Annotated in this window: 25 protein-coding genes; 2 read left to right on the top strand and 23 right to left on the bottom strand. The window is 48.5% G+C overall.

The window, feature by feature from the left end:
- Positions 1–55: 55 nt before the first annotated feature.
- The 4 genes from N774_RS0112745 to malQ form a co-directional block, all read right to left on the bottom strand.
- Positions 56–442 carry a hypothetical protein gene (locus N774_RS0112745; protein WP_024861606.1) on the bottom strand — a complete coding sequence of 129 codons (387 nt, stop codon included), beginning with the start codon at positions 440–442 and terminating at the stop codon, positions 56–58.
- Between the two features lie 210 nt (positions 443–652).
- Entirely contained in the window at positions 653–2,995 is a 2,343-nt protein-coding gene (locus tag N774_RS0112740; RefSeq protein ID WP_080770493.1) for a glycogen/starch/alpha-glucan phosphorylase, read from the bottom strand.
- A gap of 11 nt (positions 2,996–3,006) precedes the next feature.
- A complete protein-coding gene (locus N774_RS0112735; protein WP_024861604.1) occupies positions 3,007–3,873 on the bottom strand; it encodes a hypothetical protein in 867 nt (288 codons plus the stop codon).
- A 26-nt stretch (positions 3,874–3,899) separates the two neighbouring features.
- Positions 3,900–5,372, bottom strand: coding sequence for a 4-alpha-glucanotransferase (gene malQ / locus N774_RS0112730; RefSeq protein WP_024861603.1), 1,473 nt, complete (start codon positions 5,370–5,372; stop codon positions 3,900–3,902).
- Positions 5,373–5,428: 56 nt separating this feature from the next.
- On the opposite strand from malQ, the gene N774_RS17495 reads away from it, so the two are divergent.
- Complete coding sequence (locus N774_RS17495) at positions 5,429–5,869, top strand: putative ABC transporter permease (protein WP_242836621.1); 441 nt, start codon at positions 5,429–5,431, stop codon at positions 5,867–5,869.
- Here the strand turns inward: N774_RS17495 and N774_RS0112720 are convergent, their stop codons facing one another.
- The 19 genes from N774_RS0112720 to N774_RS18385 form a co-directional block, all read right to left on the bottom strand.
- Complete coding sequence (locus N774_RS0112720; protein WP_024861601.1) at positions 5,870–6,304, bottom strand: zinc ribbon domain-containing protein; 435 nt, start codon at positions 6,302–6,304, stop codon at positions 5,870–5,872.
- A gap of 123 nt (positions 6,305–6,427) precedes the next feature.
- Entirely contained in the window at positions 6,428–6,862 is a 435-nt protein-coding gene (locus tag N774_RS0112715) for an amino acid-binding protein (protein WP_024861600.1), read from the bottom strand.
- Positions 6,863–7,075: 213 nt separating this feature from the next.
- Positions 7,076–7,300: a hypothetical protein gene (locus N774_RS0112710; RefSeq protein ID WP_024861599.1), complete on the bottom strand. Its 225-nt coding sequence runs from the start codon at positions 7,298–7,300 to the stop codon at positions 7,076–7,078.
- Between the two features lie 163 nt (positions 7,301–7,463).
- Positions 7,464–8,771, bottom strand: a complete 1,308-nt coding sequence (locus N774_RS0112705) for a phenylacetate--CoA ligase family protein (protein WP_024861598.1) — start codon at positions 8,769–8,771, stop codon at positions 7,464–7,466.
- Between the two features lie 198 nt (positions 8,772–8,969).
- On the bottom strand, positions 8,970–9,545 hold the full coding sequence (locus tag N774_RS0112700; protein WP_024861597.1) for an indolepyruvate oxidoreductase subunit beta: 576 nt from the start codon (positions 9,543–9,545) through the stop codon (positions 8,970–8,972).
- A gap of 30 nt (positions 9,546–9,575) precedes the next feature.
- A complete protein-coding gene (locus N774_RS0112695) occupies positions 9,576–10,355 on the bottom strand; it encodes a hypothetical protein (protein ID WP_024861596.1) in 780 nt (259 codons plus the stop codon).
- Positions 10,356–10,377: 22 nt separating this feature from the next.
- Positions 10,378–10,764 (bottom strand): hypothetical protein, encoded by a 387-nt coding sequence (locus N774_RS0112690; RefSeq protein ID WP_242836619.1) that lies wholly within the window; start codon positions 10,762–10,764, stop codon positions 10,378–10,380.
- Between the two features lie 156 nt (positions 10,765–10,920).
- Positions 10,921–12,651 (bottom strand): indolepyruvate ferredoxin oxidoreductase subunit alpha, encoded by a 1,731-nt coding sequence (gene iorA, locus N774_RS0112685; protein ID WP_024861594.1) that lies wholly within the window; start codon positions 12,649–12,651, stop codon positions 10,921–10,923.
- 163 nt (positions 12,652–12,814) lie between these two features.
- Complete coding sequence (locus tag N774_RS0112680; protein ID WP_024861593.1) at positions 12,815–13,636, bottom strand: HAD family hydrolase; 822 nt, start codon at positions 13,634–13,636, stop codon at positions 12,815–12,817.
- 293 nt (positions 13,637–13,929) lie between these two features.
- Entirely contained in the window at positions 13,930–14,355 is a 426-nt protein-coding gene (locus N774_RS0112675; protein WP_024861592.1) for an Hsp20/alpha crystallin family protein, read from the bottom strand.
- 436 nt (positions 14,356–14,791) lie between these two features.
- A complete protein-coding gene (locus tag N774_RS0112665) occupies positions 14,792–16,576 on the bottom strand; it encodes a GGDEF domain-containing protein (RefSeq protein ID WP_024861591.1) in 1,785 nt (594 codons plus the stop codon).
- A 40-nt stretch (positions 16,577–16,616) separates the two neighbouring features.
- Positions 16,617–17,093: a Cys-tRNA(Pro) deacylase gene (ybaK, locus tag N774_RS0112660; protein ID WP_024861590.1), complete on the bottom strand. Its 477-nt coding sequence runs from the start codon at positions 17,091–17,093 to the stop codon at positions 16,617–16,619.
- 340 nt (positions 17,094–17,433) lie between these two features.
- A complete protein-coding gene (locus N774_RS0112650) occupies positions 17,434–18,057 on the bottom strand; it encodes an epoxyqueuosine reductase QueH (RefSeq protein WP_024861588.1) in 624 nt (207 codons plus the stop codon).
- Positions 18,057–18,923, bottom strand: coding sequence for a PSP1 domain-containing protein (locus N774_RS0112645; protein ID WP_024861587.1), 867 nt, complete (start codon positions 18,921–18,923; stop codon positions 18,057–18,059). The genes N774_RS0112650 and N774_RS0112645 overlap by 1 nt, the downstream gene beginning before the upstream one ends.
- A 22-nt stretch (positions 18,924–18,945) precedes the next feature.
- Complete coding sequence (locus N774_RS0112640) at positions 18,946–19,929, bottom strand: ATP-binding protein (RefSeq protein ID WP_024861586.1); 984 nt, start codon at positions 19,927–19,929, stop codon at positions 18,946–18,948.
- A 5-nt stretch (positions 19,930–19,934) separates the two neighbouring features.
- Positions 19,935–20,849 carry a diacylglycerol/lipid kinase family protein gene (locus N774_RS0112635; RefSeq protein ID WP_024861585.1) on the bottom strand — a complete coding sequence of 305 codons (915 nt, stop codon included), beginning with the start codon at positions 20,847–20,849 and terminating at the stop codon, positions 19,935–19,937.
- A 66-nt stretch (positions 20,850–20,915) separates the two neighbouring features.
- On the bottom strand, positions 20,916–22,502 hold the full coding sequence (locus N774_RS19220) for a GDSL-type esterase/lipase family protein (RefSeq protein WP_024861584.1): 1,587 nt from the start codon (positions 22,500–22,502) through the stop codon (positions 20,916–20,918).
- Positions 22,503–22,617: 115 nt separating this feature from the next.
- Positions 22,618–22,962: a zinc ribbon domain-containing protein gene (locus N774_RS0112625; RefSeq protein ID WP_024861583.1), complete on the bottom strand. Its 345-nt coding sequence runs from the start codon at positions 22,960–22,962 to the stop codon at positions 22,618–22,620.
- On the bottom strand, positions 22,962–25,013 hold the full coding sequence (locus tag N774_RS18385; protein ID WP_024861582.1) for a cellulase family glycosylhydrolase: 2,052 nt from the start codon (positions 25,011–25,013) through the stop codon (positions 22,962–22,964). Before N774_RS18385 ends, N774_RS0112625 begins: the two co-directional genes overlap by 1 nt.
- A 384-nt stretch (positions 25,014–25,397) precedes the next feature.
- Here N774_RS18385 and N774_RS0112615 point away from each other — a divergent pair, with 384 nt between their 5' ends.
- Positions 25,398–26,276 carry a hypothetical protein gene (locus N774_RS0112615; protein ID WP_024861581.1) on the top strand — a complete coding sequence of 293 codons (879 nt, stop codon included), beginning with the start codon at positions 25,398–25,400 and terminating at the stop codon, positions 26,274–26,276.
- The last annotated feature ends 116 nt before the right edge of the window (positions 26,277–26,392 follow it).

Raw genomic sequence — 26,392 nt, 5'->3', positions numbered from 1 at the left:
GCTCAGCTCCTTTCAGAAATACGCAGCTTTCACAGTCTTTTTTATGTCCTTGCTTTTATTTGCTAAATATCAAAAATGTTCCTAAAAAACAGCAGGCTGATATGATCAGCATTGCGATCATCGTGTTTCTTGCTCCGTTGCTTATATCCACGTCGCGGTGCCAGCTGCATCCGTGTGCGATCTTTACATATGTATACAAATGTATTATCACGCACATTATCACAGGAATGAGCATCGTAGGAATACATACTATCACAAAAATACAGTCGCCAAGCGCTTCTTTAAAGCCTGCCCAACCCGTAGCAGGCGCCGTATCAAATAAAACATCTAAAAGATCCTTATGCCCGCTTACAGCTCCTTCAATGCAATAATGCAGAACAATTACCAGAGGATAAAACGATAAGAAAAATACGGCTTTCAGCCATGTGGGAAGATATTTCATATCCTCGCCCCCTTTCCTTTTCTGATATTATCATACCATATAAGGGGAGCTTTGATAAGATGTCATTTGTCACTTTCGCAGTGACAAATGTAACTAAAAAGTCCGCACCTGTGAATACTCACAAATGCGGACTGATTTTTTGTATAAAGCGTATGTCTGGAATATCCGTCCCTACACGGAACTAATGGCTAACGGCTAATAGCTAAGGGCTTATATCCCCCAGATATTCTCGGCATAGTCGGCAATAGTTCTGTCGGAGCTGAACTTGCCTGCATTGCACATATTCAGCCACTGCTTACGGGCAAAGCCAAGCCTGTCATTGCTGTAGTCGTAAATGCAGCGGAGCTTTGTCTCCACGTAGTCCCTTATATCTCCGAGGAGATAATAATGGTCGGGAGCATGCCAGCTTGCGCCGTCAAGGAGAGCCATATACAGCTCGCGGAAATCGCCGCTGCCGCCGTCGGAAACAGTGCCGTCGATAAGTGAGGAGACCACCCTGCGTATCATAGCGTCGTTTGCGAAAACGCTGCGGCTGTCGTACTCTGGAACTATCTTCTCCAGGTCTTCAACACGAGCACCGAAGATGTAGTTGTTCTCCTCTCCTGCCTCCTGCACTATCTCGATATTTGCACCGTCATAGGTTCCGAGAGTTACAGCGCCATTGAGCATGAGCTTCATATTGCCCGTGCCGCTGGCTTCAGTGCCTGCGGTAGATATCTGCTCGGAAACATCAGCAGCTGCCACAAGCTTTTCGGCGTAGGAAACATTGTAGTTCTGCACGAACACAACCTTGATGAGGTCCCGTGTATCCTTGTCTTCCGAGACTACCCTGCCCACCTCGTTGATGAACTTGATGATAGCCTTTGCACGGCGGTATCCGGGAGCGGATTTAGCTCCGAAGATAAAGGTTGTGGGCGGGAAGTTCTGTATGCTGCCGTCCTTTATGCCGTAGTAAATCCACAGGATAGAAAAGGCGTTAAGCAGCTGTCTCTTGTACTCATGGAGACGCTTTATCTGGATATCAAAAACGGAGTTCTCGTCAATTTCAATGCCGTCGTGAGCCTTGATAAAGTTCGCCAGCTGATTCTTCTTGCCCTGCTTGATGTCGATGAAGCGGCGGAGAACATTTTCATCGTCGGCATATTTTGCAAGCTCTTTCAGCCTGTCAAGGTCATTTATCCAGTCATCATTGCCGAGAAGCTCGCTGATATATGTGGACAGCTCCCTGTTGCAAAGGGCTATCCAGCGGCGCTGAGTAATGCCGTTGGTCTCATTGCGGAAGCGCTCGGGATAAAGGCTGAACCAGTCGGAGAGCACACTGTCCTTGAGTATCTGTGTGTGTATCTCAGCAACACCGTTGATATGGCTGGAAGCATAGCAAGCCATATCCGCCATGTGGATAAGATCGCCCTTGATTATCTTGATACGGTCAGTTTTAGCGCGTTCAACTCCCATAGCGTACATATCGGCGATAAGTGCCTCGTTTATCTGGATAATTATTGCATAGATACGTGGCAGCAGCTCCTCCACAAGGTCTGTGCGCCACTTTTCCAGAGCCTCCTGCATTACGGTATGGTTAGTGTAGTTGAATATTTTCTTAGCCATTTCAAGAGCGCTCTCAAAGGTGAAGCCCTCATTGTCCACAAGCTGTCTGATAAGCTCGGGAATAGAGATAACAGGGTGGGTATCATTGAGCTGTACGGAAATATAGTCCGCAAGGTTATCGAGAGTTCCGTATCTCGCCTTGTGCTTCTTTATGATATCGGTGAGTGAAGCACAGCTGAAGAAGTACTGCTGCTTCAGGCGGAGCTTCTTGCCCTCGTCTGTGTCATCGTTGGGATAGAGTACACGGGATATGTCCTCGGCGTATATCTTCTCCTTTGAAGCTTCAAGGTAGTCCTGCTTGTTGAACACGTCGAAGTCGAACTCCTTCACAGGCTCAGCCTGCCAGAGACGAAGCGTTCCAACGTTCTCGGTGCGGAAGCCGAATATTGGCATATCATAGGGCACAGCCTTTACGGTCTGACCGCTGTACTCAATGAGGACTGTGTCCTCGTCGCAGCGAACCGACCACGGGTCGCCGTATTTTGTCCAGTCGTCGATATCCTCACGCTGGAAGCCGTCAACTATGGATTGTTTGAAAAGTCCGTACTTATAGCGTATGCCGTAGCCGTCAAGTGGAAGTCCCAGAGTTGCGGCACTGTCAAGGAAGCAGGCAGCAAGTCTGCCCAGACCGCCGTTGCCGAGAGCGGCGTCTTCTATTTCCTCAAGGTCTGCAAGGTCAATGCCAAGCTCCCTGAAAGCCGCGTCCACCTCGTCGTAGATACCGAGTACGAGCAGATCGTTGTACACTGCACGTCCCACAAGGAACTCCATAGACAGGTAGGCTGCACGGCGCTTTGAAAGGTGCTCCTGACGGGCGCTGCTCCACCTGTCGGCAAACATCTCCATAACAGTTTTGCCGAGAGCGTCGTGAAGCTGCTGCGGTGTTGCGCTCTTTATGTCTTTTGGAAGTCTTCCTGTGAATTTCTCAATAAACAATTTCTTATCCATATTATCCTCCTTTATTCATTTGCGCCTTTCATATGATCACGGTTGATATATATATCGCCGTACATCACATCTTCAAGTCTGTCATAATCACGCTGCGGCAGATAGTATACTCCGAGAACGATGCGGCATCCGAAGTCATCAAGATATATGTTGTTCAAATTGTCAAAGGCAGTCAGTTCCTCAGGCAATTCAGTCCCTTCGGAAAGGAGTAAGTTTGCGGAAACTTTGCCTTCCTGCTTACAGAAATAAGAAAAGAACTCGTCATACGTCAGTTCAGCAGGTGCTTCAAAGGGCATCATTTCATTAGTGGCATACATCATCCACAGCTTGCCCGCCTGAGTATAGCTGCGAATATAGTCCTTCGCATGATCTAAAAGCTCATCCTCAAATAAAGGGAAAGCATAGTTATCGCCGCTTATCTCGTCGCTGTCCTCCGTTCCGTAAGCCAAAAACCTTCTGCCCTCCTCATCTTCAAGCGTATAGTACGTGGGTTTCTTTTCGGGTATCGGTTTATTGATGAACTCCCATTGAACATCTCTGCATATGAAAGTAAAATCCTTGCCGTACTTTTCACGCAGTTTGTCGAGAGCCTCTTGTTCCTCCTGCGGTACATTCTCTATGTGCGAAGTATGCAGTTCATCCTCATATTCTTCACTGATAGTTGTCGGCTCATCGTCAGTTTCGGTAACTGACGCAGCAGTAGTTGTCGTTTCAGCGGCTGTAGTTTCTGTTGATGTCTCTGTTTCGTTGACCATCACAGTTGTCTCTGCCAATGTTGTGTCAGGTGCGCTGTCTTTTGCTGTTTCAGTTCCTGTTTTCACATTGCCGCAGCCGGTAAGCATTGCCGCTATTGTCAGTATAATAGTAAGTTTTTTCATTTGAGCTTTCTGCTCCTTTAAATTGTTTATCTGTTGTACATCTTGTTCAGCTTCTTAATTTTCTTGGCAAGGTCGGGTGTGAAGTCCGACTTCTTTGTGCGGAACTGCCAGTTGCCGCCCAGCGTTGAGGGAGTATTCATTCTGCCCTCCTTGGGACTGTCAAGGAAGTCCTGTATCTGTGCCGCAGCAACCTCTGCAACGCTTCCCCATGCCGCACGGATTACCGCCATGGGTATGTCCTTTTTCTTCTTAACGTTAAGGTACTTCATGGTGAATTTCAGGGACTTCTTGTCCAAGGTATCCACCCAGCCGTTGAGGGTCTCGTTGTCGTGAGTGCCCGTGTATGCAAAGTAGTTGGTACTGCTGTAGTTATGGGGCAGGTACTCGTTCTTGCCGTCTGAGAAGCCGAATTGCAGCACCTTCATGCCGGGATAGCCGCACTTGTCCAGCATTTCCCTTACCTCGGGAGTTATAAAGCCCAGGTCCTCGGCGATGATATTCAGCCTGCCCAGCTTTTCCTCAGCAAGCTTGAAAAGCTCATAGTTTGGACCTTTCTTCCACTCGCCTACGGTAGCGTCCTCGTTGCCGTAGGGAATGGTGTAGTAGCTCTCGAAGCCGCGGAAATGGTCGATACGTACTATGTCATAAAGCTCAGTGGCGGCTCTGATACGGTCTATCCACCATTCGTAGCCCGTCTTTTTATGATAAGCCCAGTTATACAGGGGATTGCCCCAGAGCTGTCCCAGCGGCGAGAAATCATCGGGAGGACAGCCTGCCACAGCTGTGGGGCGGCGCTTCCTGTCAAACTGGAAAAGTCTCGGTGCCGACCAAGCCTCAACGCTGTCCAGAGCGCAGTATATGGGGATATCTCCTATTATCTCGATGCCGTTGTCGTTGGCGTACTTTTTAAGCTCCGACCACTGACGGCTGAACTCGAACTGTATGAATTTATGGAAGCCGATATCCTTTTTCAGCTCCTTTTTTGCTGCGGAAACAGCCTTTGCACTGTGCATGGACAGCTCCTCGTCCCACTCATACCACGGCTTGCCCTCGTTTCTGAATTTCAGTGCCATGAACAGAGCATACTCGTCCAGCCACTTCTTGTTCTCCTCGCAGAACTGCTTATACTCTGGGAATTTCGCAGGCTTAAAGCGTCCGTAGGCTATTTTCAGGACCTCATTGCAGTGCTGATACAGCAGGCTGTAGTCCACGGTCTTGGGGTCTCTGCCCCAGTCAAAGGAAGCAAACTCATGGTGCTCCAGAAGCCCGTCCCCCTCCAGCACCTCAAAGTCGATAAAGTATGGATTCCCTGCCTTTACCGAAAAGGACTGATAGGGCGAATCGCCGTAGCTTGTGGGCGAAAGGGGCAGTATCTGCCAGCATTTCACCTCTGCTGACTTGAGAAAGTCTACAAATTCAAAGGCGGCACGCCCCATCTGACCTATGCCGTATTCCGACGGCAGGCTTGATATGTGCATAAGTATACAGCTTTTTCGCATATTTATTCAACTACCTTTCCTGTATAATCATAATAAAAATGGCAATAATCAGGAATATGACATTATTCCGAGGTGATACCATGAAGCTTTCACAGCTGTTGTTTTCTTTCCTTATGGGATACTTCTGCTACAGCCTTGTAGAGATCGTCCTGCGGGGCTACACCCACTGGACAATGTGCCTGACAGGCGGCTTTGCAATGGCTGTACTCTACGCCATAAACAGCCGCAGGACTATGACTCTTATCAGGAGCTGCGCACTGGGCTCGCTCCTCATAACAGCCATAGAGCTGACTGTGGGCATATTCGATAACATTATTATGCACTGGAACGTCTGGGATTACTCCAATATGCCCTTCAATTTTCTGGGACAGATATGCATACCCTTTTCGGCATTCTGGTTCGTGCTGTGTATCCCCGCAAGGCTCATCTGCAAGCTGATAAGCAGACGGCTTTGTAATAAAAAGGCTGTTCCGATAGCCTCAGAACAGCCTATGTGATCAATAGTTCTTGTTAGAATCAGCATTGAAGAAATTATTGCTGCTTTCTGTGTAATAATCATTTGCTTCGAGGGACATAAAGTCCTCGTCCTCGATATCGGGAAGTCTTGCGCCGCAGCGTCCGCAGAACTGGAATCTCTCATTTACCTCAGCATCACACTTGGGACATACCTTGTAGCCCCTGATGCCATTGAGCTCAAATCTCATTTTCTTGATCCTTCTGCGTCTTGTATCTATATCGTCGCACAGTACCTTCAGAGCCGCAGGATCCTCTCCCGGGTTTTTATAGTATCTCTTTCCGATATCTGTGAATATCTCAACGATTCTTTCTTCCTCATAAAGGATCTTCCTTTTGAGGTTATTAGCTTCTGAGATACTCTTTGCCTTTTCAGACATACCCCTGCTTGCGTCATTGAATTTATCGAGAATACCCATTTTCCATCACTCCTGTCGAATATTTTCTCGTTAAATATCGTATTCTAATTATACAACATCAACGGGAATTATGTCAAGCGTTTTTAATTTTTTTTCAAAACAGGTTCTCTTTTTGTGCAAAGTTCACATTTCAGCAATATCATTTTCGGTAAGCTGAATAATACCGCCCCTGTTAAGTGCCTCAGACGCCTGTGCATTGTCATCAACGCGGATAACAAATGATACAGCTCTGTCTGAAGTTCCGAGGAACGAATACATATACTCAACGTTAACATTGTCCTGACCGAGCACGTCCAGCACGCGGCTGAGCTGACCGGGAGTATCGGGTATGGATATTGCCAGTACCTCTGTAACATTTACAGCATATGAAGCCGCTCTCAGTATATCCACTGTCTTTTCAGTATCATTTGCAATAAGTCTTATTATACCGAAATCAGCAGTATCAGCAAGGCTGAGAGCTCTCAGATTGATACCGCTCTCCTTGATTATCCTCATGACGCCTGCCGCCTGATTCGGCTGATTGTCAACAAAAACCGAGATCTGTCTTACGTTTGACATACGACGGTCCTCCTTTGCGTATTATCTTACCTCAGCCAATTGTAAAACCTCATAAAGCATCGTGTTTTCAAGCAGTTTGACATTTCCAGCTTCAAATCCCATACCTTTTTAGGTTTAAAAAACAGTTCGCAGGTCTCTTTCCCCGCCTGCGGCGGGGAAAGAGACTCCCGTCTTTAACAATCGTCTGATATTATGCTTCTGCTAAAGCAGGATTTACTTCTTTGGGAGATCCTCATACATAACGAGAACAGAGTGCTCGTCAACGTACTCGTTAACGTGAGTCTGTGCGTCATGGCAAAGACCTGCTGCTGTGCTGTACTTGATGTCTATGACTTTTACCCCCTGAATAAACTGGTTCAGTTCATTCTCAAAAGCCGCAAATCTCTGATACTTCTCCTGCTCAGGCATATAATTTGTGGAAAATAATTTGATTTTCATAAATGAAACCTCCTTAAAAGTAATAAAAGATATTTTAGAACAGACTGCCTTAGTCAGCTACCCTTAACGGAAAAAGCGGGTCACCGGGTCTATACGTATGAACTCGGTAATTTTATGCCGCGAGTTCGGCAAAGGGTGCTCCCCTTGCGGTCTGCTTTAAACTTTAGTCATGAAGCTTGCGCTTGTCGATAACTCTTACAGCCTTGCCCTCGCTTCTTGCAATAGACTTAGGCGACACAAGATGCACCTTCGGATTGATGCCCAGCATGTCCTTCATAGCACCTGCAAGGGCTCTCTCCTCCTTCTGCACGTCCTTGACCTTATCCGAGAACTTGTCGGGGTTCATCTCAATGCTTACATCGAGAGTATCCGTGTTGTTTACGCGGTCTACTTCAATGAGGTAGTTAGGTGAATAGCCCTGCTCGATAAGAACGGTCTCGATCTGTGACGGGAATACGTTTACTCCGCGGATTATGAGCATATCATCGCTTCTGCCCTTGGGCTTAGCCATTTTTATGAGAGTACGTCCGCATGAGCACTTCTTTCTGCTGAGAACGCAGAGGTCACGGGTACGGTAACGAAGAAGCGGGAATGCTTCCTTGGTTATGCTTGTGAATACAAGCTCGCCAACCTCGCCCTCGGGAAGCACCTCTCCTGTATCGGGATCGATGATCTCAGGGATAAAGTTGTCCTCGTTGATGTGCATGCCGCTCTGCTCGCAGCACTCAAATGCAACGCCGGGACCGCTGGACTCTGTAAGTCCGTAGATGTCGAATGCCTTGATGCCCAGTGATTCCTCAATACTGTGGCGCATTTCCTCAGTCCACGGCTCAGCTCCGAAGATACCTGCCTTGAGCTTGATATCATCGGGAGTAAGTCCCATATCGTGAAGAGCTTCACCCAGATAAGCAGCATATGAGGGAGTGCAGCAAAGAATTGTAGCGCCCAGATCCTGCATGAACTGTATCTGACGCTCGGTATTTCCCGAGCTCATGGGAAGTGTAAGGCAGCCTACCTTGTGTGAACCGCCGTGAACGCCCATACCGCCTGTAAACAGACCGTAGCCGTATGCTACCTGAACAACGTCCTCATTGGTACCGCCTGCGGCAGTGATAGCTCTTGCGCAGCATTCCTCCCACATGTCAACGTCGTTCTGAGTATAGAAAGCAACGACGCGCTTGCCTGTGGTACCGCTGGTGGAGTGTATCCTTACACATTCGCTGAGGGGCTTTGCAAGCAGTCCGTAGGGATAGCCCTCGCGGAGATCAGCCTTGCTGAGGAACGGCAGCTTATGAAGATCGTCAGTGCCCTTGATGTCCTCAGGCTTAACGCCCTTTTTGTCCATGAGATCGCGGTAGTACTTCACGTTTTCGTAAACGTGCTTTACCTGTGCCACGAGGCGCGCGTCCTGGAGCTTTTTCATATCCTCACGGGACATACACTCGATCTCTTTGTTCCAATATCTTTCCATTGGACTTCGACTCCTTATTTATGGATTTTTATGTAAAGTTTATTATGCTTTTGCTGTAGGGGCAGATATTATCCGCCCGAATGAGGGACGTTGAGTGACTCCCTACAGTGTAGGAAGATGTCAGCATTGCTGACAGAGGGTACGTGCAGCAGTTAGCTGCGGCGTCCCCTACTCTTAACTCTTAGTTCTTAGCTCTAATTACTTAGCATTCTTTCCAAGCTCAAAAGCCTTCTTGTTGAGGTCAAGGAACTTTGGCGGTACGCACTGCTCCAGAGCCTTCTGCCACAGCTCGTCGGGATAGTCCATACGTGAAGCAAGCACGCCCATGAGAACTACGTTTGAAGCCTTTGCTGTACCTGCCTGCTCAGCCAGTGAAAGCGCGTCTACCGCAACCAGCTCCGCACCTGCTGCTTTAAGCTTATCCACAAGATTCTCGGGATACTTTGCAGCACCTGTGATAACAGGCATGGGGTCTATCTGCTGAGTTGAAGTGATGAGCTTGCCGCCCTTTTTCAGATAAGGGAGACATCTTGCAGCTTCAAGCAGCTCGAATGAGATAACAGCGTCAGCCTCGCCCTTTTCAATAACAGGCGAGTATACCTTATCGCCGTACTTTACGTATGTAACAACAGATCCGCCGCGCTGTGACATTCCGTGGACCTCGCTGACCTTTACGTCATAGCCCTGCGCAAGAAGCACATTTCCCAGAAGTCTTGAAGCGAGCAGCGAACCCTGTCCGCCGACGCCGACTATCATAATTGATTTAGTTTCCATTTTATATTACTCCTTAATGATAATTGATTATTAATAATAGCTTTTCCTGCCGAACTTAAAGAACAGCCATACAGCACCTGCGGCACAGAAAATATAATTCTCTATAAGGGAAGCTATGAACAGACCTTTGCTGCCCATAAGCGTAAGCAGCTTTCCGAAGCAATCCGAGCAGTTTGAATATGTCGGCTTGTCATATCCCAGCACCAGCCGTGATGCGCCGTCAAGCGTTCCCGAATAGCTTCCCGAAGCAGACCTGCTTTCTCCCAGAAGCGCCGATGTCAAGCTCTTCATTTTCAGGAGCGAATCCCTCATTTCATATACCCATGAGGAACGCACCGCAAAGAATATAGCCACAAGCATTACCACTATACATATGATGCCGCCTTTTCTCAGGTCAAAGCCGTTTCTGCGCGTACCTACGTAATACCCGAAGAATGTACCCGCAGCCAGCACTGTTCCGCATATGGAAGCGATAATGCCGAACCTTGCAAGGGTCATTATGAAGAAAAATCCGGGTATTGCTCCGATAATAGCACCCAATCCGCCCTTGACCAGCGTTACGAACTCAGTATCCGAGCTTTCGTGCTTGTCATACATAGCATAGAAATCAGGTGTAGGTCTGTATTCCTGAGAGGTATCTCTGTAGCCTGCGGTCTGCTGAGCTGTCCTTACAGCGTCGTTATGCATCTGCGCAGCAGTATTATGAGCCTGCAAAGCCTGATCCTGAGCAGTCTGAGCTGCCTGCCGCGCAATGTCATTCATATGACTGACATCATTTGCGCCGCCGATACCTGTCATAAAATCGTCCATTTTTCATATACTCCCAAAACATTCACGAAATGATATCAAGGTCGCCGTCCACAAATCCGATGGCAACGCCCTTGGCTTCCGTGAGAACGCCCGAATACTTGCCGTTCCTGAGGTAATCCTCTGCCATTTCCTTTATGAGCTCCTGTGCGTGGGTACGACCTGTGTCGTCCTCGTCGGAGGTATCCACCGTGAAGATATTCTCTCCGCAGCTCCACACCTCATCACAAGCCCATTCGCCCTCCTTGTCCTCGGGATCGAATGAATCTGCGGCGATTATCTGTACGCCGTAGATATGCTCCTCATCGGACTCCTCATAGAGGTTGAAGCAGAACGCCTTGGTCTCGGCAGGCATTTCATTGTTTTCGAGGATATCGTCCAGCCAGTGGGCGAACTCCTCGTATATACTCATCTGTAGCATGATTATTTCCTTTTCGGGACGTCGGGGATGCCGTCCCCTACATTTTTTCACGGGCGGCGGAACGCCGCCCCTACTTAGTTTTTAGTGATTAGTGCATAGTGCTTAGTTCTAAGCTCTACTCACTACTTTCTACTCTCTACTCACTAATTATTCGATTGCGCCTACCTTACACTGCTCCTGACATATGCCGCAGCCTACGCAGAGTGTGTGGTCAACTACTGCCTTGCCGTCGCGCATTGAGATAGCGGGACATCCCAGCTTCATGCACATCTTGCAGCCTACGCACTTGTCTGTGTTTACCTTTACAGGCGGATTGTGCTTAACATACTTGAGCAGAGCACATGGACGGCGTGAGATGATAACGGAAGCCTCGTCCGCAGCAAGCTCCTCCTTGATAGCAGCCTCTGTCTCGGCAAGCTTGTAAGGGTCTGTAACTCTTACTCTCTTGATACCAATAGCCTTGCAGAGCTCTTCAAGATTAACAGCCGCAGCAGGATCGCCCTTGAGGTTCTTGCCTGTTGTTGGGTTCTGCTGATGACCTGTCATGCCTGTGATAGAGTTATCCAGAATGATAACTGTGGAATTTGAATTATTGTAAGCGATATTCACAAGACCTGTCATGCCGCTGTGCATGAAGGTGGAATCGCCGATAACTGCAACGCTCTTGTGCTCGGACTCTGCTCCTCTTGCCTTGTTGAAGCCGTGGAGTCCTGAGATAGATGCTCCCATGCAGATAGTTGTATCGATTGCGTTGAGAGGTGCAGCAGCTCCGAGAGTGTAGCAGCCGATATCACCCGATACTGTTACGCCCAGCTTCTTCAGGCAGTAGAACAGACCTCTGTGTGGACATCCTGCACACATTACAGGAGGACGTACAGGGATATCGTCTTCAAGAGCCACGAACTCCTTCTTCTCGCCCAGAAGCTTCTCTGCGATAACGGACTGTGGGAGCTCTCCTATGTAGCCGAATATCTCCTTGCCCTTAACGTTGTTTACGCCGATGTTGCGGCAGTGCTCCTCGATAATGCCGTCAAGCTCCTCGATAACGTATACCTGCTCATACTTAGCAGCAAAGTCCTGAATGAGCTTTACAGGGAGAGGATTTACCATACCCAGTTTGAGTACGGAAGCCTTGTCGCCCAGAGCTTCCTTGACGTACTGATAAGCAGCGCCGTTTGTGATAACGCCGAACTCTGCCTTATCGGATATCTCAACTCTGTTGAGGGGAGTAGTCTCTGCGTACTCGATAAGCTTCTTTGTGCGCTCCTCAACGAATACGTGTCTGCCCTTTGCGTAAGCAGGCATCATAACGAACTTGCTTGGTGTCTTTTCGTAGTCCTTGAGAGGAAGATCGTTTCTGTCCTCCATTTCAACGATGCTCTGTGAGTGAGCAACTCTTGTGGACATTCTTACTATGAATGGTGCGTCAAACTGCTCTGAAAGCTCGAAAGCCAGCTTGACGAACTCCTTACATTCTGTGGAATCAGAGGGTTCAAGCATTGGAACCTTAGAAGCGATAGCGTGGTGGCGGCTGTCCTGCTCATTCTGAGAGGAATGCATGCCCTGATCGTCGGCAACTGCGATGACCATACCTGCATTTACGCCTGTGTATCCTGCTGTATAAAGTGGGTCTGCTGCAACGTTGAGACCAACGTGCTTCATGCCGCAGAAGCTTCTTGCGCCTGCGATAGAAGCTCCGAGAGCTGTCTCCATAGCGACTTTCTCGTTGGGAGCCCACTCTGCGTAGACCTCATCATATTTTGCAACTTCCTCTGTTATCTCAGTTGAGGGAGTACCCGGGTAGCTTGATACTACACGGCAGCCTGCTTCATATAAGCCTCTTGCGAAGGCTTCGTTTCCAAGCATTAATTTCTTCATCTTATATATTTTCCTTTCATGTTAAAGATTATCATATTTATCCAGCCATTAGCCTTTAGCTTTTAGCCATTAGGAAGCGGCTTCGCCGCTTATATAGGCGAACATTGTTCGCCGCCGTGCTGATTTTCATATTCGGGCGGATAATATCCGCCCCTACAAAAGGCTAACGGCTAATTTCATCATACAGCCACTTTGCAACGCCGTCCTCGGTATTTGTACCGATAACATAGTCCGCGGCAGCCTTTACCTCGTCCCTTGCGTTGCCTACAGCGACTTTTATATCAGCCTCTGCAAACAGGGGCAGGTCGTTGAGGTTATCGCCGAATGCCACCACCTCGTCAAAGCCGTACTCCTCGCGGAGATACCGCAGTCCGTTTGACTTTGAAGCCTTATGGGAGAAAAACTCCAGATACCACGAATCGTCGTATACATCAAGATAAAAGGCGTGATCTATGCCCTCTAACTTTTCGGCTTCCAGCTTAACGGGCAGAAGCTCCTCATACTTACCTCTTGTGGTAAAGTAAACGGTATACTCGTCCGCATAGTCTTCAAGGCGGCACTGTACAAAGGGCTTTTTGTACTCGTTCTTCCTGACCTCCGCAAAGCTCTGCATCACTCTGCTGGTGAGCTTTTCGTAATAGCAGGTCAGCGCACCGCTGTCTATGCGGTACATGAAGCATTCCACGCCGTGCCGCTTATATATGCGAAGAAGCTCCGCAGATACGGTCGGTTCGATGAATTCGCTTTTTATGTATCGTTCATGCTTTATATCGTAAATACTCACGCCGTTCATAAGGATACAGGGGACATTTATATCAAGCGCCGAGGTTATTGGTACTGCCGAATATATAGATCTTGCAGTCGCAAATGTAAAGTTCATTCCCTTTGCTGTCAGGGAATTGATGACCTCTGCTGTATGTGCCGTTATTTCGGGCTTGGGATCAAGCAAAGTACCGTCCAGATCGCTTATATAAAGCCTTTTCAAATTTAAAGGTCACCCCCATGAGCATTGCGTGGATATTCATAATAGTATTATAACATATTTAGCGAGAAAAGTGAAGATATTATTTTTTCTCAAAGATAGATTTGTACATTCCGACGGAATTCACCCCTTTTGCATGTTAATCCTGCATAAACGCCGCCCTCGGCGTTCCGTGTAGGGGCGGATATTATCCGCCCGAAATGTAGGGGACGACGTCCCTACTAATCACTAAAAATAGAGCCACGAAGAGTTATGGCTCTTCATGGCTCAGAATGTGTGTTATTTAGGCTTGCCGCTTACTTTATCTCAAGACGCTTGGCAACAGGAGCTTCGGGAGATTTTTTCGGGAGCTCAATAGTCAGGATACCGTTCTTGTACTCGGCACTGATGCCCTCTGTATCGATATCGCCGATGTCGAAGCTTCTCTTATACGAGCCGAAAGTACGCTCGCGGCGGATATAATTGCCCTTGTCGTCCTTTTCGTCGCTGTTTGTGCTGTGCTCAGCCGCAATGGTGAGCTGTGTTCCGCTGAGATCAAGCTTGATGTCCTCTTTCTCAAAGCCCGGGAGCTCCGATTCGAGAACGTACTTGTCGCCGTCATCACGGATATCGGTTTTGCAGTTGTTCAGCGGCATCTTACCGCCGAAGAAATTATTGTCAAAATCGTTGAATGCGTCCCACAGACCAAAGCCTGTGCCGCCGAAAGGTGTAAGTCCATACATAAATCATACCTCCAATTGATGATTTCATATTTATCCTATGCAGTTTTCCTCACAATATGCACTTTCCATCGGTATCGCTTCCTTTCGTTTCATTGTCTATATGATACAGCGGTTATTTGAAAGGAATATCAAGGTTTTGTGACAGCAAAATGAAAATTAGCACTCTCGGTGTGAGAGTGCTAATCACGCTTTTTTCTCTTTTTCTTTCCTCTGCCGCAGCCTGCATAGCAGCCTATGAGCAGAACTATGGCTGAAACAGCCGCCAAAGCTTCTTCCATAATAAATCCCCCTTATTACATATGAAAATGCCCGTACAAAAAATAGTATCTACTTATATAGTGTGTTCAGAAAGGCGTTTTGTTGCACTTTCGGAAAAACTTTGTATGAATAGCCAAAACATATGCCGCCGATTAGTGCATAACGCCTATAGTTTCTATCAGATGTATGCCTGCTTCTTCAGTATAGCTGAAATGACTCTGCCGATAATGGCGAAATAGTTCATGTCCGCCACAGACCACTTCTTGAAGCGCCCGATGTAGCAGAATGATATCATGCCCTTTATCATGCCGTCCTCGGTTATGAGGTACTGCACTGCGCCGCCGATATTCTGCGCCACCAGCTGTGCAAAGGCGTTATCGTCGCGCCCCTCCAGCTCATTGACATTATCGATAACAAAAACTCCGTCACCGCTGAACCTGTCAGTGTAGCCGTTTTCAAGGAGATACGCCGCGTTCTTTGAAGCCGCATTTCCGCAGCTGAGCATAAGTCCCATATCGCTGCCCGAGAAAACGCATATATCATCGAGCCCGAACTGAACTCTCACCTGCTCCAGCAGTACGGATATATCGGGTATCCTGCCAAGCACAAGGCTTTCCGCAAGTCCCCCCACAAAGCCCAGCTTCTCGGAAGCCTCACCTTTTCCGCTGAGGAAAGCTATCCTGTTGCTCATGTCCTTTTCAACGGGACCGTGCTTTACAACATCATAGATAACGTAGCGGTTCTGTCCCTTTTCCTGAGCGATATACAGAGCTTTATCCGCCTGCATGAACAGCTCGTCGTAGCTCCTGCTGTCAATGGGATAGGCGGAAACTCCCATAGAACAGGTAAGGCGGAACTTCTCAAACCTGTCTGCAAAGGAGAACTCGATATTTGTGCGTATGGCACGGAGGATACTGCGCAGGTCCTCCTCGTCCCTGACCTCTTCAAGAACTATAAGGAAACCGCCGCCGCTTATTCTGCCCGCAATACCGCGGGAGCCTATCTCGGTCTTGATTATACGCGCCACGGTGTATATGACCTCGTCGCCGAAAAGGTGTCCGTAGCCGTTGTTTATGTCGGTAAAATCGTCAATATCAAGGATAACAAGATGCACGCTGTGATGTGGCTCCGCAGCAAGTATCTCCTGCGCAAAGGAAGTTATGGCACGCTTGTTGAGAAGTCCCGAAAGTGAGTCCTTGTTGGCTTCAAGGGCGAGATTGACCTCCTTGCCCCTGCTTCGTGAGCCCACAACTGATATTATACCCGTCACCTTTCGGTTGTCGGGATCGTCGTAACGTGTAAGTCCGCGGAAAAGGCACATTTCCTTGGTCTTTCCCTCGGTCAGCACAGAGGTCTCCAGCTCATGGTCGAAGCGATATGCTCCGCTGTGGATATCCCTGCACAGAGCGTTGAAGGTCTCGATGTACCTTGTGAGGACATAGCCCTGATCTATGGCATTTTTTCTCCACTGCTCCAGCTCCTCGTCCACAAGGACTATCTCGCGGAAGCAGTCGAACATATATATACGTATCTTTTTCGTCTCAAAGCTGTACTCAAAAGCAAGGTCCGACACGAGGCTCAGCACATGGCGGTACTCCGAAAGCCTGCGCTGACGGCTGTAGGCAAGGGACTCCAGAGAGAATACGTCACTGAAATTCATACTGTACAGCGGCTCTCTGCCCTCGGACAGTACAAGTCTTACCGATACCAGTATCCAGCGGAAGTCGCCGCTGACGCCTTTCATGCGTATCACTGTCCTGCGGACGCAGCCCACGGAGGCGTTCTCCATGCAGTCAAGTATGCGGGAATAGTCCTCGTCGCTTATGGTACGCCTTATGGAGTATGTAACATCATTGCCGAAAAAAGCAAAAAAAGCTTCGTTGCCGCTCTGGGTGTGAAAGCTCCTGTCCACAACAGCTCTGCCAACGCTGTAAAGCTTTTCACTTAAAAAATCGCCGTTCATATTGCCGTCACCCTCTCTGACAGTTTTATACAGCTGTTTGTTACAGGATAATATCCTCGAATTTTCCGCGTATAGCCTTTACAAGCTCCTGCGGAGAAAGATGTATCTGTGTGCCTATGCGTCCGCCGCTTATGTAGAACATGGGGAGCTCCGCCGCGGTATTGTGTATCACCGTCATGAACTGCTTCTTCATGCCGATAGGAGTACAGCCGCCGCGGACATAGCCTGTTATCTTTGTGATATCCTTTACGTGGATAAGCTCCACGGACTTCTCCCCTACGCTTTTGGCAGCCTTTTTCATGTCAAGCTCCAGCGCAACGGGAATAAGGAAACAGTAATAGCTGCCGCTCCTGCCCTGCGCCACTAAGGTCTTGAAGGTCTCCTCCAATGGCTGTCCAAGCTTTTCGGCGGTGTGGATACCGTCGATGAACTCGTCACACTCGTAGGTCTGCACGGTGTACTCTATTTTGCTTTTATCAAGAAAACGCATAGCGTTGGTTTTAAGTTCCTTGCCCATTATTTCACCTTTTTCAACCCTTAGCCGTTAGCAAAAGGGCTTGTTTATAACATCGTACTTACGAAATTAAAACAGAAGCCGATAAATAATAACAGTAATATCAGCCATATACCAATAAAACTCAGATTTAGCCATTTCAGCTCGGTTTTTATTCCTTTTTCCTCTGCTTTTCTGATTTTTGCCTTGCGGCAGAGAAAAAATATCCCGAACCATATTATTGAGCAGCCGATAAAAAATATTATTAGTCTGATATAAGTATTATCCATCATTTCACCATATATTTACGGGCGGATATTATCCGCCCCTACACGGGACGTCGAGGACGCCGTCCCCTACACGGCTAACGGCTGACGGCTTTCTTGCTAAAAACGCAGCCGCAGTAGTTCTGCCTGTACAAATTATACTGCCTTGACAGCTCTATGGAATGCTTATAGCCCTCGTGCTTCTTGAAGTCCGAGAACAGATAGGGCACTCCCACCTCGCTATGCAGGCTGCCGCCGAACTCGTTGATGAATGTGCAGTCCTTATGAGGACTTATGGTAAGGGTAGTGGTGAAATAATCACAGCCCAACTCCCTCGCCTTTTCTCCTGCTTTCCGCAGACGGTAGCCTATGCACTTTTTGCAGCGCTCTCCGCGCTCGGGAAGGTCTTCAAGTCCCTTTGCCAGCTCATAAAAGGGCGCAGGGTCGTAGGCTTCCTCGATTACGGTGATGTCAAGTCCCATTTCGCGGACAAGTCGTTTCAGCTCGTTCAGTCGGAAGATATACTCCTCCTCGGGAGCGATATTGGGATTGCAGAAATACAAGGTGATACGGAAATACTTATCCAGTACCGTCAGGGTATGGCTACTGCACGGCGCACAGCAGGCATGGAGCAGCAGAGTTGGTCTCTCGCCGCTCTTATCGAGCTCCGCCAGCTTCTTATCCAGAAGCAAGCCATAGTTGGTCTTAGGCTTGCCGTCCATTATTTGTCCTCAAGCTCCTTGAGAGCCTTGAGCTCCTCGCGGTTCACTCTTATCTCGGCGTCCTTGAGAAGCTTTACCTCGCTTCTGTCGAGAGTTACAGGCACCTCGGACTTATCGGTCTTGACGCGGAGCTTGCCTGTAATGAGGTTAACGTCCTCGACACGACCCTTGTCGCCGTCGGGAGTTACAACTGTAGCACCTATCTTAGGTGTTATTTTCAGCAGAGCCTCATATGCGTTCTGCTCGTTTTTGAGACAGCACATAAGTCTGCCGCAGGTACCCGATATCTTAGTAGGATTCAGGGAGAGTCCCTGCTCCTTTGCCATTTTTATGGATACTGGCTGGAAGTCGCCCATGTAGCTCTTACAGCAGAACTCTCTGCCGCAGATTCCAAGTCCGCCCAGTATCTTAGCCTCGTCGCGGACACCTATCTGTCTCAGCTCTATTCTTGTTCTGAATACAGCCGCAAGGTCCTTTACAAGCTCGCGGAAGTCCACGCGGTTCTCGGCTGTGAAGTAGAAGAGCAGCTTGTTGTTGTCAAAGGTACACTCAACGTCCACAAGCTTCATGTTCAGCTTGCGGTAGGCTATCTTCTCCTCGCATATCCTGAATGCGTCCTTTTCGCGCTGCTTGTTCTTCTCTACTGTTTTAAGGTCGTTCTCGTCTGCAAGCCTGATTATGGGCTTGAGGGGCGAGTTTATCTCCTCGTCCGCTATCTGGCGGTTTGCGATGACTACCTCTCCGCATTCAACTCCGCGGACAGTCTCGACTATGGCGCGGTCGCCCACCTGAGCCTTTATACCTCCCGGTGAAAAGTAGTATATTTTTCCTACGCTCTTGAAGCGTACTCCGACTATTTCCTTCATAGAAACTCCTATCTAAAGCCGTTTATCCGACTATTTCCATTATCTCCGCACCCAGCGCCGTAAGCGCCAGCGGTATGCTGACATTGCTCTCCACCGCGCTCCACGCCTTTTCGATACGGGAGTGCATCCTTGCAGACTGATAAGCTGTAAGCGAGCGTGAAAGGGCTCTTGCTCCCTCACGGAAGCAGCCTATGGTCTGAGCTGTCTCGTCCTTGCCGAGGACAGCTGCGTCACGGACAAGCTTGTCAAGCATTGACAGCACCTCTCTCACGTCGTCTCGCTCACGTCCGAGGGAGAACATACCAACGCTGAGAGCGTACTCGTCTTTCCTTATTATACTATCGGCGAGGGATTTTGTCAAATCCACACGCCTGCGAAGCTCCTCATCGTTGATATAGCTCTCGCACATGCCGATATTCCCGTGGAAGCAGCTGACAGCTGCCTGTATATCCTGCGAAGCATAGCCGCTGTCAGCAAGGGACTCCGCCGCTTCCTCCTCGGTGCAGGGAGCTGTACTGAAGCACACGCATCGGGAGATGATAGTTGGCAGGAACTCCGACTTGGAGCCGCAGGTGAATATAAAGTAGGCGTACTCGGGGGGCTCCTCGATAAGCTTCAGCAGGGCGTTCTGCGTTCTCGGGTCAACGTTGTGGCAGTCCGCAAAGATGTACACCTTGCAGCCGCTGCTGTTGTTGGGCTTCACGTATGCGTCCGCAATGATGTCACGGGCAGTCTCTACGCTGAATTTTCCAAGCTTTCCCGACTTCTCGGGATATATCACGTCGGGGTGGATATCCTTTTCCACGTTTTTGCAGGCGCTGCATACTCCGCAGGGCTTGCCGTTTACGGGAGCCTCGCACATCAGCGCCTGTGTGTAGTATTTAGCGATAAGCTTCCTGCCGCTGCCCTTTTCACCGCATATGAGCAGCGAATGAGCGGTCCTGCCGCTGGCTCTCATGCCTGCAAGGGCTTCAAGAAGCTGTTTATTTCCGTATATCTTCTTCATGTTTCTCACTTCTCAAAGGGCAGGCGGCTCTTGCCGCGAACCATGAACGGTACTGCCTTTTTGTGGCAGCATATATGATTGACAACTTCCTCGCCGCCGTACTCACCGTCCCTTGTCCACGAAAACGGCTTGTCGGAAAGGTTGGTTATAGTCACATCGCTGGTGCGGAAGAAAACTATATTCTTGTCCGTCATGTCGTTTTTCAGCAGGGCAAGGGCAGTCTTTCCCAGCTCTGCGGCGTTCTTTGGCTTCCTGATGAGAGTTACCTCGAAGATGCCGTCGTCAAGGAGAAAGTTCTTCATATTTATCATGCCAGCCACGGAAGCAGTATTGGTCACCATGCCGTAGACGAACTCCCCCTCAATGGTCTTGCCGTCATACTCTATGCGCATGGGCTTTGCCTTTATGCTGTTAAGGTGGGCAGCTCCACCTGCGATATAAGCCGCATGGCCGAAAACGTTCTTGACCTTCTGGGAGGTCTCGTAGGTAATATTGGTAAAGGCTCCGAAAGCCGCAACATAGGAGAAATACCCGTCATTGAAGCCGCCTACATCACAGAGCACAGGCTTGCCGTGGGTGATGAACCTTGCAGCCCGTATCTGGTCTGAGGGTATGCCGAGACTCTTGGAGAAATCATTGGTAGAGCCCGCAGGCACATAGCCTATGGGTATGCGCTTTTCGCAGCCCATGACTCCCTGTAAGCACTGGCTGAGAGTACCGTCCCCTCCTGCTACCACAAGCAGGTCATAGCTGTTTTCACAGGCATATACAGCCTGCTCCACAGCGTCGCCGCCGCTCTGGGTAGTATGGACAGTTACCTCATAGCCCTCTTTTACGAACTCGTCTATTATTTTTCCCAGTTTTTTATTTATTACTGCCTTTCCCGCAACGAGATTGACGACAAAATACAACTTTTTCATAACTTTCTCCCTATACAATCAGCGGACAGTGATTAGCTGTCCGCTGTGATATATGCTGTCTTAATATTATGCTGCGGTCAGCTCTTTGTCGCCGCTTGAAGTACTGATATTGAAATACTCCTCAAGTGACTTTCTGCCGCCTGTTGAATAATATGCATAGTAGGTAAGGACATAGGAAGCGTCAACAGCATTGATCTTTTTGTCCTTGTTTACGTCTGCTGCAAGCTTCTGAGTCTCGGTGAAATCAGACTTCTGATTTGTTGAGGTCTTTGCATAATCCGTAAGGATATATGAAGCGTCGATAGCGTTTATTGTCTTGTTGTTGTCCACATCGCCCAGAGCATACTTAGGAGCTGTAGTTGTTGTGGCAGCAGTAGTTGTTATCTGCTTTGTAGTAGTCACTGTTGAAGTTGTAGTTGTGGTAGTGGGTTTCTTGGTAGTTGTTGTAGTCGATGTTGTGGTCGTAGTTGTGGGCTTTGCAGTTGTGGTCGTAGTTGTTGTAGTTGTGGTAGTCGTTGTAGGCTTTGTGGTTGTAGCTATTGCCTCATCACCTGCTACCTTATTGAAAACCTCCAGTGCAACAGCAGGATAATTCGCCTTGTCGCTGAGACCGTTGAATGTCTTGCGGAGAAGTCCGTTATCGTTGTGGAGCTTGTTTATATTGCTGAGGATAGCTGTTGCTATAGCGATGTGACCCTTCTGGTTGGGGTGAACGTCTGCTGTACCGAGCTTGCCTGTCTGAATATCCACAAAGTAGTGAGCATTGCCGGGAGCGTCCTTGGAAGGAGTACCTGATGTGAAGAGAGTCTTTACGTCGACCACCTCTATGCCGTCCACAAGGCGGAGCTGCTCATCAAAGGTCCCCATAACTTCTTCAAGTCTTGCTCTTACGGTATTGAGTACCAAGGGATAATTTGAATTGCTGCCGTAGGTCTTTGTGACATAGGCGGGATCAAGCTGAACGGGCTGATAGATGTTCTGCACCATGATCTTTGCATTGGGTGAGATAGCCTTGAGCTTGTCCGCAGCAGTTTTTATATTGGGCATGATAACGTTCTGCATATAGCCCTCGTGACCGTTTTCGGCATAGCGCAGGTCTGTTGCAACGTTCATCAGCTGAGCGTTTATCTCAGCCGCATTGCTGTAATTCTTTGAAGCGAACTCCATAAGACTGCCCTCGCCCTTGAACTTTATGATATCCATCATTTCATTGATAGAAGGCTCCTCGGGGATATTCTCTGCTGTATAGCCGTCGTTGAGGAAGTTCTTTTTTACAGCGTAATTTACAAGCTTCTTTGCTGCATATTTCATTATATCGTTGCCGCCCACAGAGATAACGATATACTCAGCGTCCGCAACGTTCTGCTTCTGCTCTGCTGTGAGCTTGTCGATATCGTCGATAAGGTCTTTTGTGGTATGTCCCGAAACAGCGTAGTTGCTCACCTTGCAGCCGAGATAGTCTCCACATATCTCTCCGTAGTTATGCTCGACCTTGCCGTTTCTTGTAACGCCCGCAGCGATACTGTCGCCCATAAGCACCATGCCGCCCTTATCGGCAGCAGCAGCTTTCTTTTCATAGCCTCCCACAGAAACGGAAGTAAGTGCTGTGAGTCCTATGGCTGCCGAAAGCAGCATTGAAACAAATTTCTTCATATGTATTTTTCTCCTTTGCTTTACTGCATCAGCTGCCCGCAAAAGCAAACGTCCTGCGAGCAGCTATGTGTAGTATATAATATATTGTTTTTTATGTCAAGTGGAAAATTATGCCTCATATGTCATAGCCTATGCTGCGGAGATACTCCTCATATGCCTTTCTCAGCCGCCTTTCATAGACTGCTCCCCGTACAGCTCCCCTAAAGGAGAACGCTGAATGTACGGGAGCTATATGGTTTTCTGCACACCATTTCCGCTCAAACTCTTCCGGTGAAAGCTTTTCGGCTGTGCCGCACTCACGGCGAACCGCAGAAAGCTCATAATCGCTCACTCTGCTGACAGCCTCGTCCACTTCCTCGGCAACATCGGCAAAGACGTTTTCATAAAGAGTATAGCCGCATTTGCCGCATACCTCTTCGCCGTCTGTTTTTGCTCCACAGTTCGGACATCTCTGCTTCATTACTTAGCACCCTCCATAATTGCCTTGAGGATATCACCGTCCCATTTGAGCTCATTTCTGTTGAACACGCCGAAGCTCGAATCGCCGCTGAACTTACTGTTGTCCCATACGAAGCACTTGATGCCCTGCTTCTTTGCGGCGCTTATATAGTAGGTGTAGTACCTGCTTCTTGTAGCCTCGTCAGCTCCGTGAACGCAGCCGAATTCGCATATGAGAACAGGTATGCCCTTGTCAATGAACTTCTGTCTGAGCTCTGTGAACTTGCCCTCCAGCTCGCTCTCGCCGCTGGGAGTAAAGGCTGTCTCGGTTCCCTCGGCAAATCTCCACGGTGCGTAGTAATGCACTGAAAGAACGATGTTCTTGCCGCTTGGGACTGACATATCGTTAAGAGCCACACTGTCGGCAGAAGCCGCATATGTTGTGACTATAAGGGTTCTGTTGGCATTGTTGCCGCCGCTTGCACGGACCGTATCAACGAAGGTCTTTGCGTACTTGCTGACTGTGCTGCGTTCTTCCTTTGTGCCGCCCATCCATTCCATAGATGAGCCCACTGTTCGGGGCTCGTTCATGCCCTCGAATATAAGCTTGTCGTCATAGTCTGCAAAGCGCTTGCTCACCTGTTCCCATATCTTTGCAAGACGAGCACTGTCATCATTGAAGGAGCTCGGCTGCGGGTCGAACCAGATATAGTCGTCGTGATGCATATTGATTATGACGAACATGCCCTCGCTGTAAGCGTAATCAACGACCTCCTGAACTCTGTCAAGCCATTCTGCCTGTATGTTCGTGCCGTCCATATGCTCCGACCACGTTACGGGAATTCTTACGGCGTTGAAGCCTGCTGCCTTTACGGACTTTATCATATCCTTGGTGGTCTTGGGGTTCTCCCAGCCTGTCTCGGTATCAAGTCCCGATCTTCCTGTATTGTAGCTTTCAAGGGTGTTGCCAAGATTCCAGCCCACCTTTATCTGTGAAACTATCTCTGCGGCGCTTCTGAATCCCTTTACGCCCGAAGCCGCCTCTGTGGTAGGCTCCATGGTAGCGACCTCCACCTTTGTAGGTGAGGGATAATCTCCGCTGCTTACGCTGTATTTCACTTCCACCGTATCAACGGTCACTGTAGGCTGATCGCTCCACCAGTAGCCCAGCTGGAGCTCGTTGTTCTCTGCTATGCAGCCCTTTGCCTTATCGGGCACGAACCATGTGAGCTGAAGCTCTGAGCTGTCTGTGAATACCGACACATCTCCCGACTGGAACTCGCCCTCGGAAGATTTTATACCGTAGGCACCTGTAAACTTTCCGAAGCTTCCCGTGGTGCTAAGGTTGAAGTTTACCACCTCGGGTACCATGCCCTCGGGGATAAAGTCGAGAGGGATATGTATCCTGTTGTCCTCGTCGGAATAGCTTGCCGACTTTCCGACTTTTGCCATAGCCATGCCGTCAACGGGCACATCTCTTGTCCTGTCGTACTTACATACAACGTTCTCTATCCTCAGGCTGTCGCAGTTTCCCCACCAGTAGCCGAAGAGCACCTCTCCGCCCTCGTGGATATAGTCCTTCAGCTCCTCGGGGACGTTCCATGTTATCTCGCCGTAGCTTCCCTGTGTGGGAGCAGTGAAATCCCCTGACTGATACCAGCCTTTATTTGTTGCAGCTGGGCATTTTTCGTCTACGGATATACCGCAGCCGCCCTTGAACTCGCCAATATTTCCTCCGTCACCCGAATATACGGTAAATGTGAACGAAGTTACTCTGTCGCCCTCCTCAATAAGGTCGGCAAGCGGGAACTTGATCGTATTGCTGCCCTCTGCCCGTCCGATAGTCCTGTTTACGGTTATCTGAGAGCCGAGAGTAGCTGAAACGGTCTCAACTGGGCTTATATGCTCGGTCGCCATCTCTGTAGTTTCCTCCTCGGTAACAGCGGTCGTCTTTTGCGCGTCTGTATTTATTTCTGTCTCAGACACTGTAGAAGAACCGCCTTTCTTCGCGCATGACATACCTGTAAACAGCATTGCAGCGGCTGTCAGCAGCGCTATTGCAGATCTCTTCATCGCCAAATGTCCTTTCCTCATTGTTTATAATCTCAATCAAGAAAAATCGTCGATCCCTTTTCCGTTACGGAAATTTATAAACACTTATTTACATTATATCATGTCAAAACACTATTTGCAATACATGATTTTTACTAATATGTGCCATTATACCGTCATTTTTTCACTATTCTGCCAATAAAACGCCTGTTTTACGCTGATGCAACATGACAAAACGGTGAAATAAAAGTGGTAAGAATGTGACCCTTTGTCAAAGAATTGATTACAATTCTGTCTTTGGCTTGACAAATTATTGCTGCTTGTGTATAATAAAATTAAGCTGAACGAAGTGCACTGCTTCGTATTAGAAAACAAAACCCCTTTACAATGAAAGGACGCAAAACTATGACTGATATAAGAAAAAAAGCTATTGCGCTGGCAGCAGTTGCCTGCGTTGCGATTACATCTGCCGCTTCATGTTCAAAGAAGGGCGCAAGCAGCTCAAATAACGGCACATCAGCAGGAAGCAATTCCTCATCACAGTCCTCCGCAAATGACGGACCTACTCTCGAGAACATCGAGAATGCAAGCGGAGCTGTAGTTATCACACCGTTCCAGACAGGTTCTCCTGCGGATCTCGCAAACACAGGTCTTACTCCTCCCGACACGGATATCGACCTTGATTCCGACGATCCTCAGACAAAAACAACTACTCAGCCTGCTACAGAGATCGTTGAGGTAACAGAGGCTAACGGCGAAAAGGCTACAGACGCAAACGGCGCCGTAGTTACTCAGGTCGTAACAAAGCCCACCGAAGCTTCAAGCGATTACAAGAGCAAGACAGACAGCAGATACTGTATGTGGATAGACATCTCAAAGGATTCCGACTATGTATTCAACGGCGACTTCATCGAGGTCGTATTCAAGCTCAAGGACAATATCCCCAATAAGGATTATCCCGTAAGATTCAACCCTGATTTCTCCACTATCTCAGGAAAGTCCGTTTCTCCCGATTCGGTTATACAGGGTAATATCAGGGTCGGCGGCACTATCGACGATCAGGACGTTTCTTCCGAGACAGGCTTCGTGGCATACGGCGATAACGTTTCCGCAAAGGCCGGCGACGAGGTAACATACCACATCAACCTCAAGAACAACCCGGGTCTCGCAGCTATGCTGGTATGGGTATACTATGATTCAAACGCTATGGAGGTCGAGGGTATCTACCCATCAGGTGAATTTGCTAAGTTCGCAAGAACTCAGACAGGCTCAAAGCCCAACTAAAAAAGCTCAAAAGCTTCCGTTTTTCGGAAGCTTTTTTGTTTTTTCAAAAAAGGCTTGACAAATGTAAGTTTAGCTGTTATAATATAAACATACCAAACATATAGGAGATATAGAAG

The sequence above is a fragment of the Ruminococcus flavefaciens AE3010 genome (assembly GCF_000526795.1).
Classification (GTDB): domain Bacteria; phylum Bacillota; class Clostridia; order Oscillospirales; family Ruminococcaceae; genus Ruminococcus; species Ruminococcus flavefaciens_D.
The sequence above is the reverse complement of the archived record's forward strand: the minus strand, read 5'-3'. Positions and strand labels throughout refer to the sequence as shown.

Bases quoted from the DNA above. Each gene is read 5' to 3' on its own strand.
- malQ (WP_024861603.1), bottom strand. From the start codon at position 5,372: ATGCGAAAAAGCTGTATACTTATGCACATATCAAGCCTGCCGTCGGAA.
- N774_RS0112640 (WP_024861586.1), bottom strand. From the start codon at position 19,929: ATGAAGAAGATATACGGAAATAAACAGCTTCTTGAAGCCCTTGCAGGC.
- N774_RS0112665 (WP_024861591.1), bottom strand. From the start codon at position 16,576: ATGAACGGCGATTTTTTAAGTGAAAAGCTTTACAGCGTTGGCAGAGCT.
- N774_RS0112695 (WP_024861596.1), bottom strand. From the start codon at position 10,355: ATGGACGATTTTATGACAGGTATCGGCGGCGCAAATGATGTCAGTCAT.
- N774_RS0112710 (WP_024861599.1), bottom strand. From the start codon at position 7,300: ATGAAAATCAAATTATTTTCCACAAATTATATGCCTGAGCAGGAGAAG.
- N774_RS0112615 (WP_024861581.1), top strand. From the start codon at position 25,398: ATGACTGATATAAGAAAAAAAGCTATTGCGCTGGCAGCAGTTGCCTGC.
- ybaK (WP_024861590.1), bottom strand. From the start codon at position 17,093: ATGGGCAAGGAACTTAAAACCAACGCTATGCGTTTTCTTGATAAAAGC.
- N774_RS0112625 (WP_024861583.1), bottom strand. From the start codon at position 22,962: ATGAAGCAGAGATGTCCGAACTGTGGAGCAAAAACAGACGGCGAAGAG.
- N774_RS0112635 (WP_024861585.1), bottom strand. From the start codon at position 20,849: ATGAAAAAGTTGTATTTTGTCGTCAATCTCGTTGCGGGAAAGGCAGTA.
- N774_RS0112720 (WP_024861601.1), bottom strand. From the start codon at position 6,304: ATGGGTATTCTCGATAAATTCAATGACGCAAGCAGGGGTATGTCTGAA.
- N774_RS0112700 (WP_024861597.1), bottom strand. From the start codon at position 9,545: ATGGAAACTAAATCAATTATGATAGTCGGCGTCGGCGGACAGGGTTCG.
- N774_RS0112675 (WP_024861592.1), bottom strand. From the start codon at position 14,355: ATGTATGGACTTACACCTTTCGGCGGCACAGGCTTTGGTCTGTGGGAC.
- N774_RS0112715 (WP_024861600.1), bottom strand. From the start codon at position 6,862: ATGTCAAACGTAAGACAGATCTCGGTTTTTGTTGACAATCAGCCGAAT.
- N774_RS0112705 (WP_024861598.1), bottom strand. From the start codon at position 8,771: ATGGAAAGATATTGGAACAAAGAGATCGAGTGTATGTCCCGTGAGGAT.
- N774_RS0112735 (WP_024861604.1), bottom strand. From the start codon at position 3,873: ATGAAAAAACTTACTATTATACTGACAATAGCGGCAATGCTTACCGGC.
- N774_RS0112645 (WP_024861587.1), bottom strand. From the start codon at position 18,923: ATGAAGGAAATAGTCGGAGTACGCTTCAAGAGCGTAGGAAAAATATAC.
- N774_RS19220 (WP_024861584.1), bottom strand. From the start codon at position 22,502: ATGAAGAAATTTGTTTCAATGCTGCTTTCGGCAGCCATAGGACTCACA.
- iorA (WP_024861594.1), bottom strand. From the start codon at position 12,651: ATGAAGAAATTAATGCTTGGAAACGAAGCCTTCGCAAGAGGCTTATAT.
- N774_RS0112650 (WP_024861588.1), bottom strand. From the start codon at position 18,057: ATGGACGGCAAGCCTAAGACCAACTATGGCTTGCTTCTGGATAAGAAG.
- N774_RS18385 (WP_024861582.1), bottom strand. From the start codon at position 25,013: ATGAAGAGATCTGCAATAGCGCTGCTGACAGCCGCTGCAATGCTGTTT.
- N774_RS0112740 (WP_080770493.1), bottom strand. From the start codon at position 2,995: ATGGATAAGAAATTGTTTATTGAGAAATTCACAGGAAGACTTCCAAAA.
- N774_RS17495 (WP_242836621.1), top strand. From the start codon at position 5,429: ATGACATTATTCCGAGGTGATACCATGAAGCTTTCACAGCTGTTGTTT.
- N774_RS0112690 (WP_242836619.1), bottom strand. From the start codon at position 10,764: ATGAGTATATACGAGGAGTTCGCCCACTGGCTGGACGATATCCTCGAA.
- N774_RS0112745 (WP_024861606.1), bottom strand. From the start codon at position 442: ATGAAATATCTTCCCACATGGCTGAAAGCCGTATTTTTCTTATCGTTT.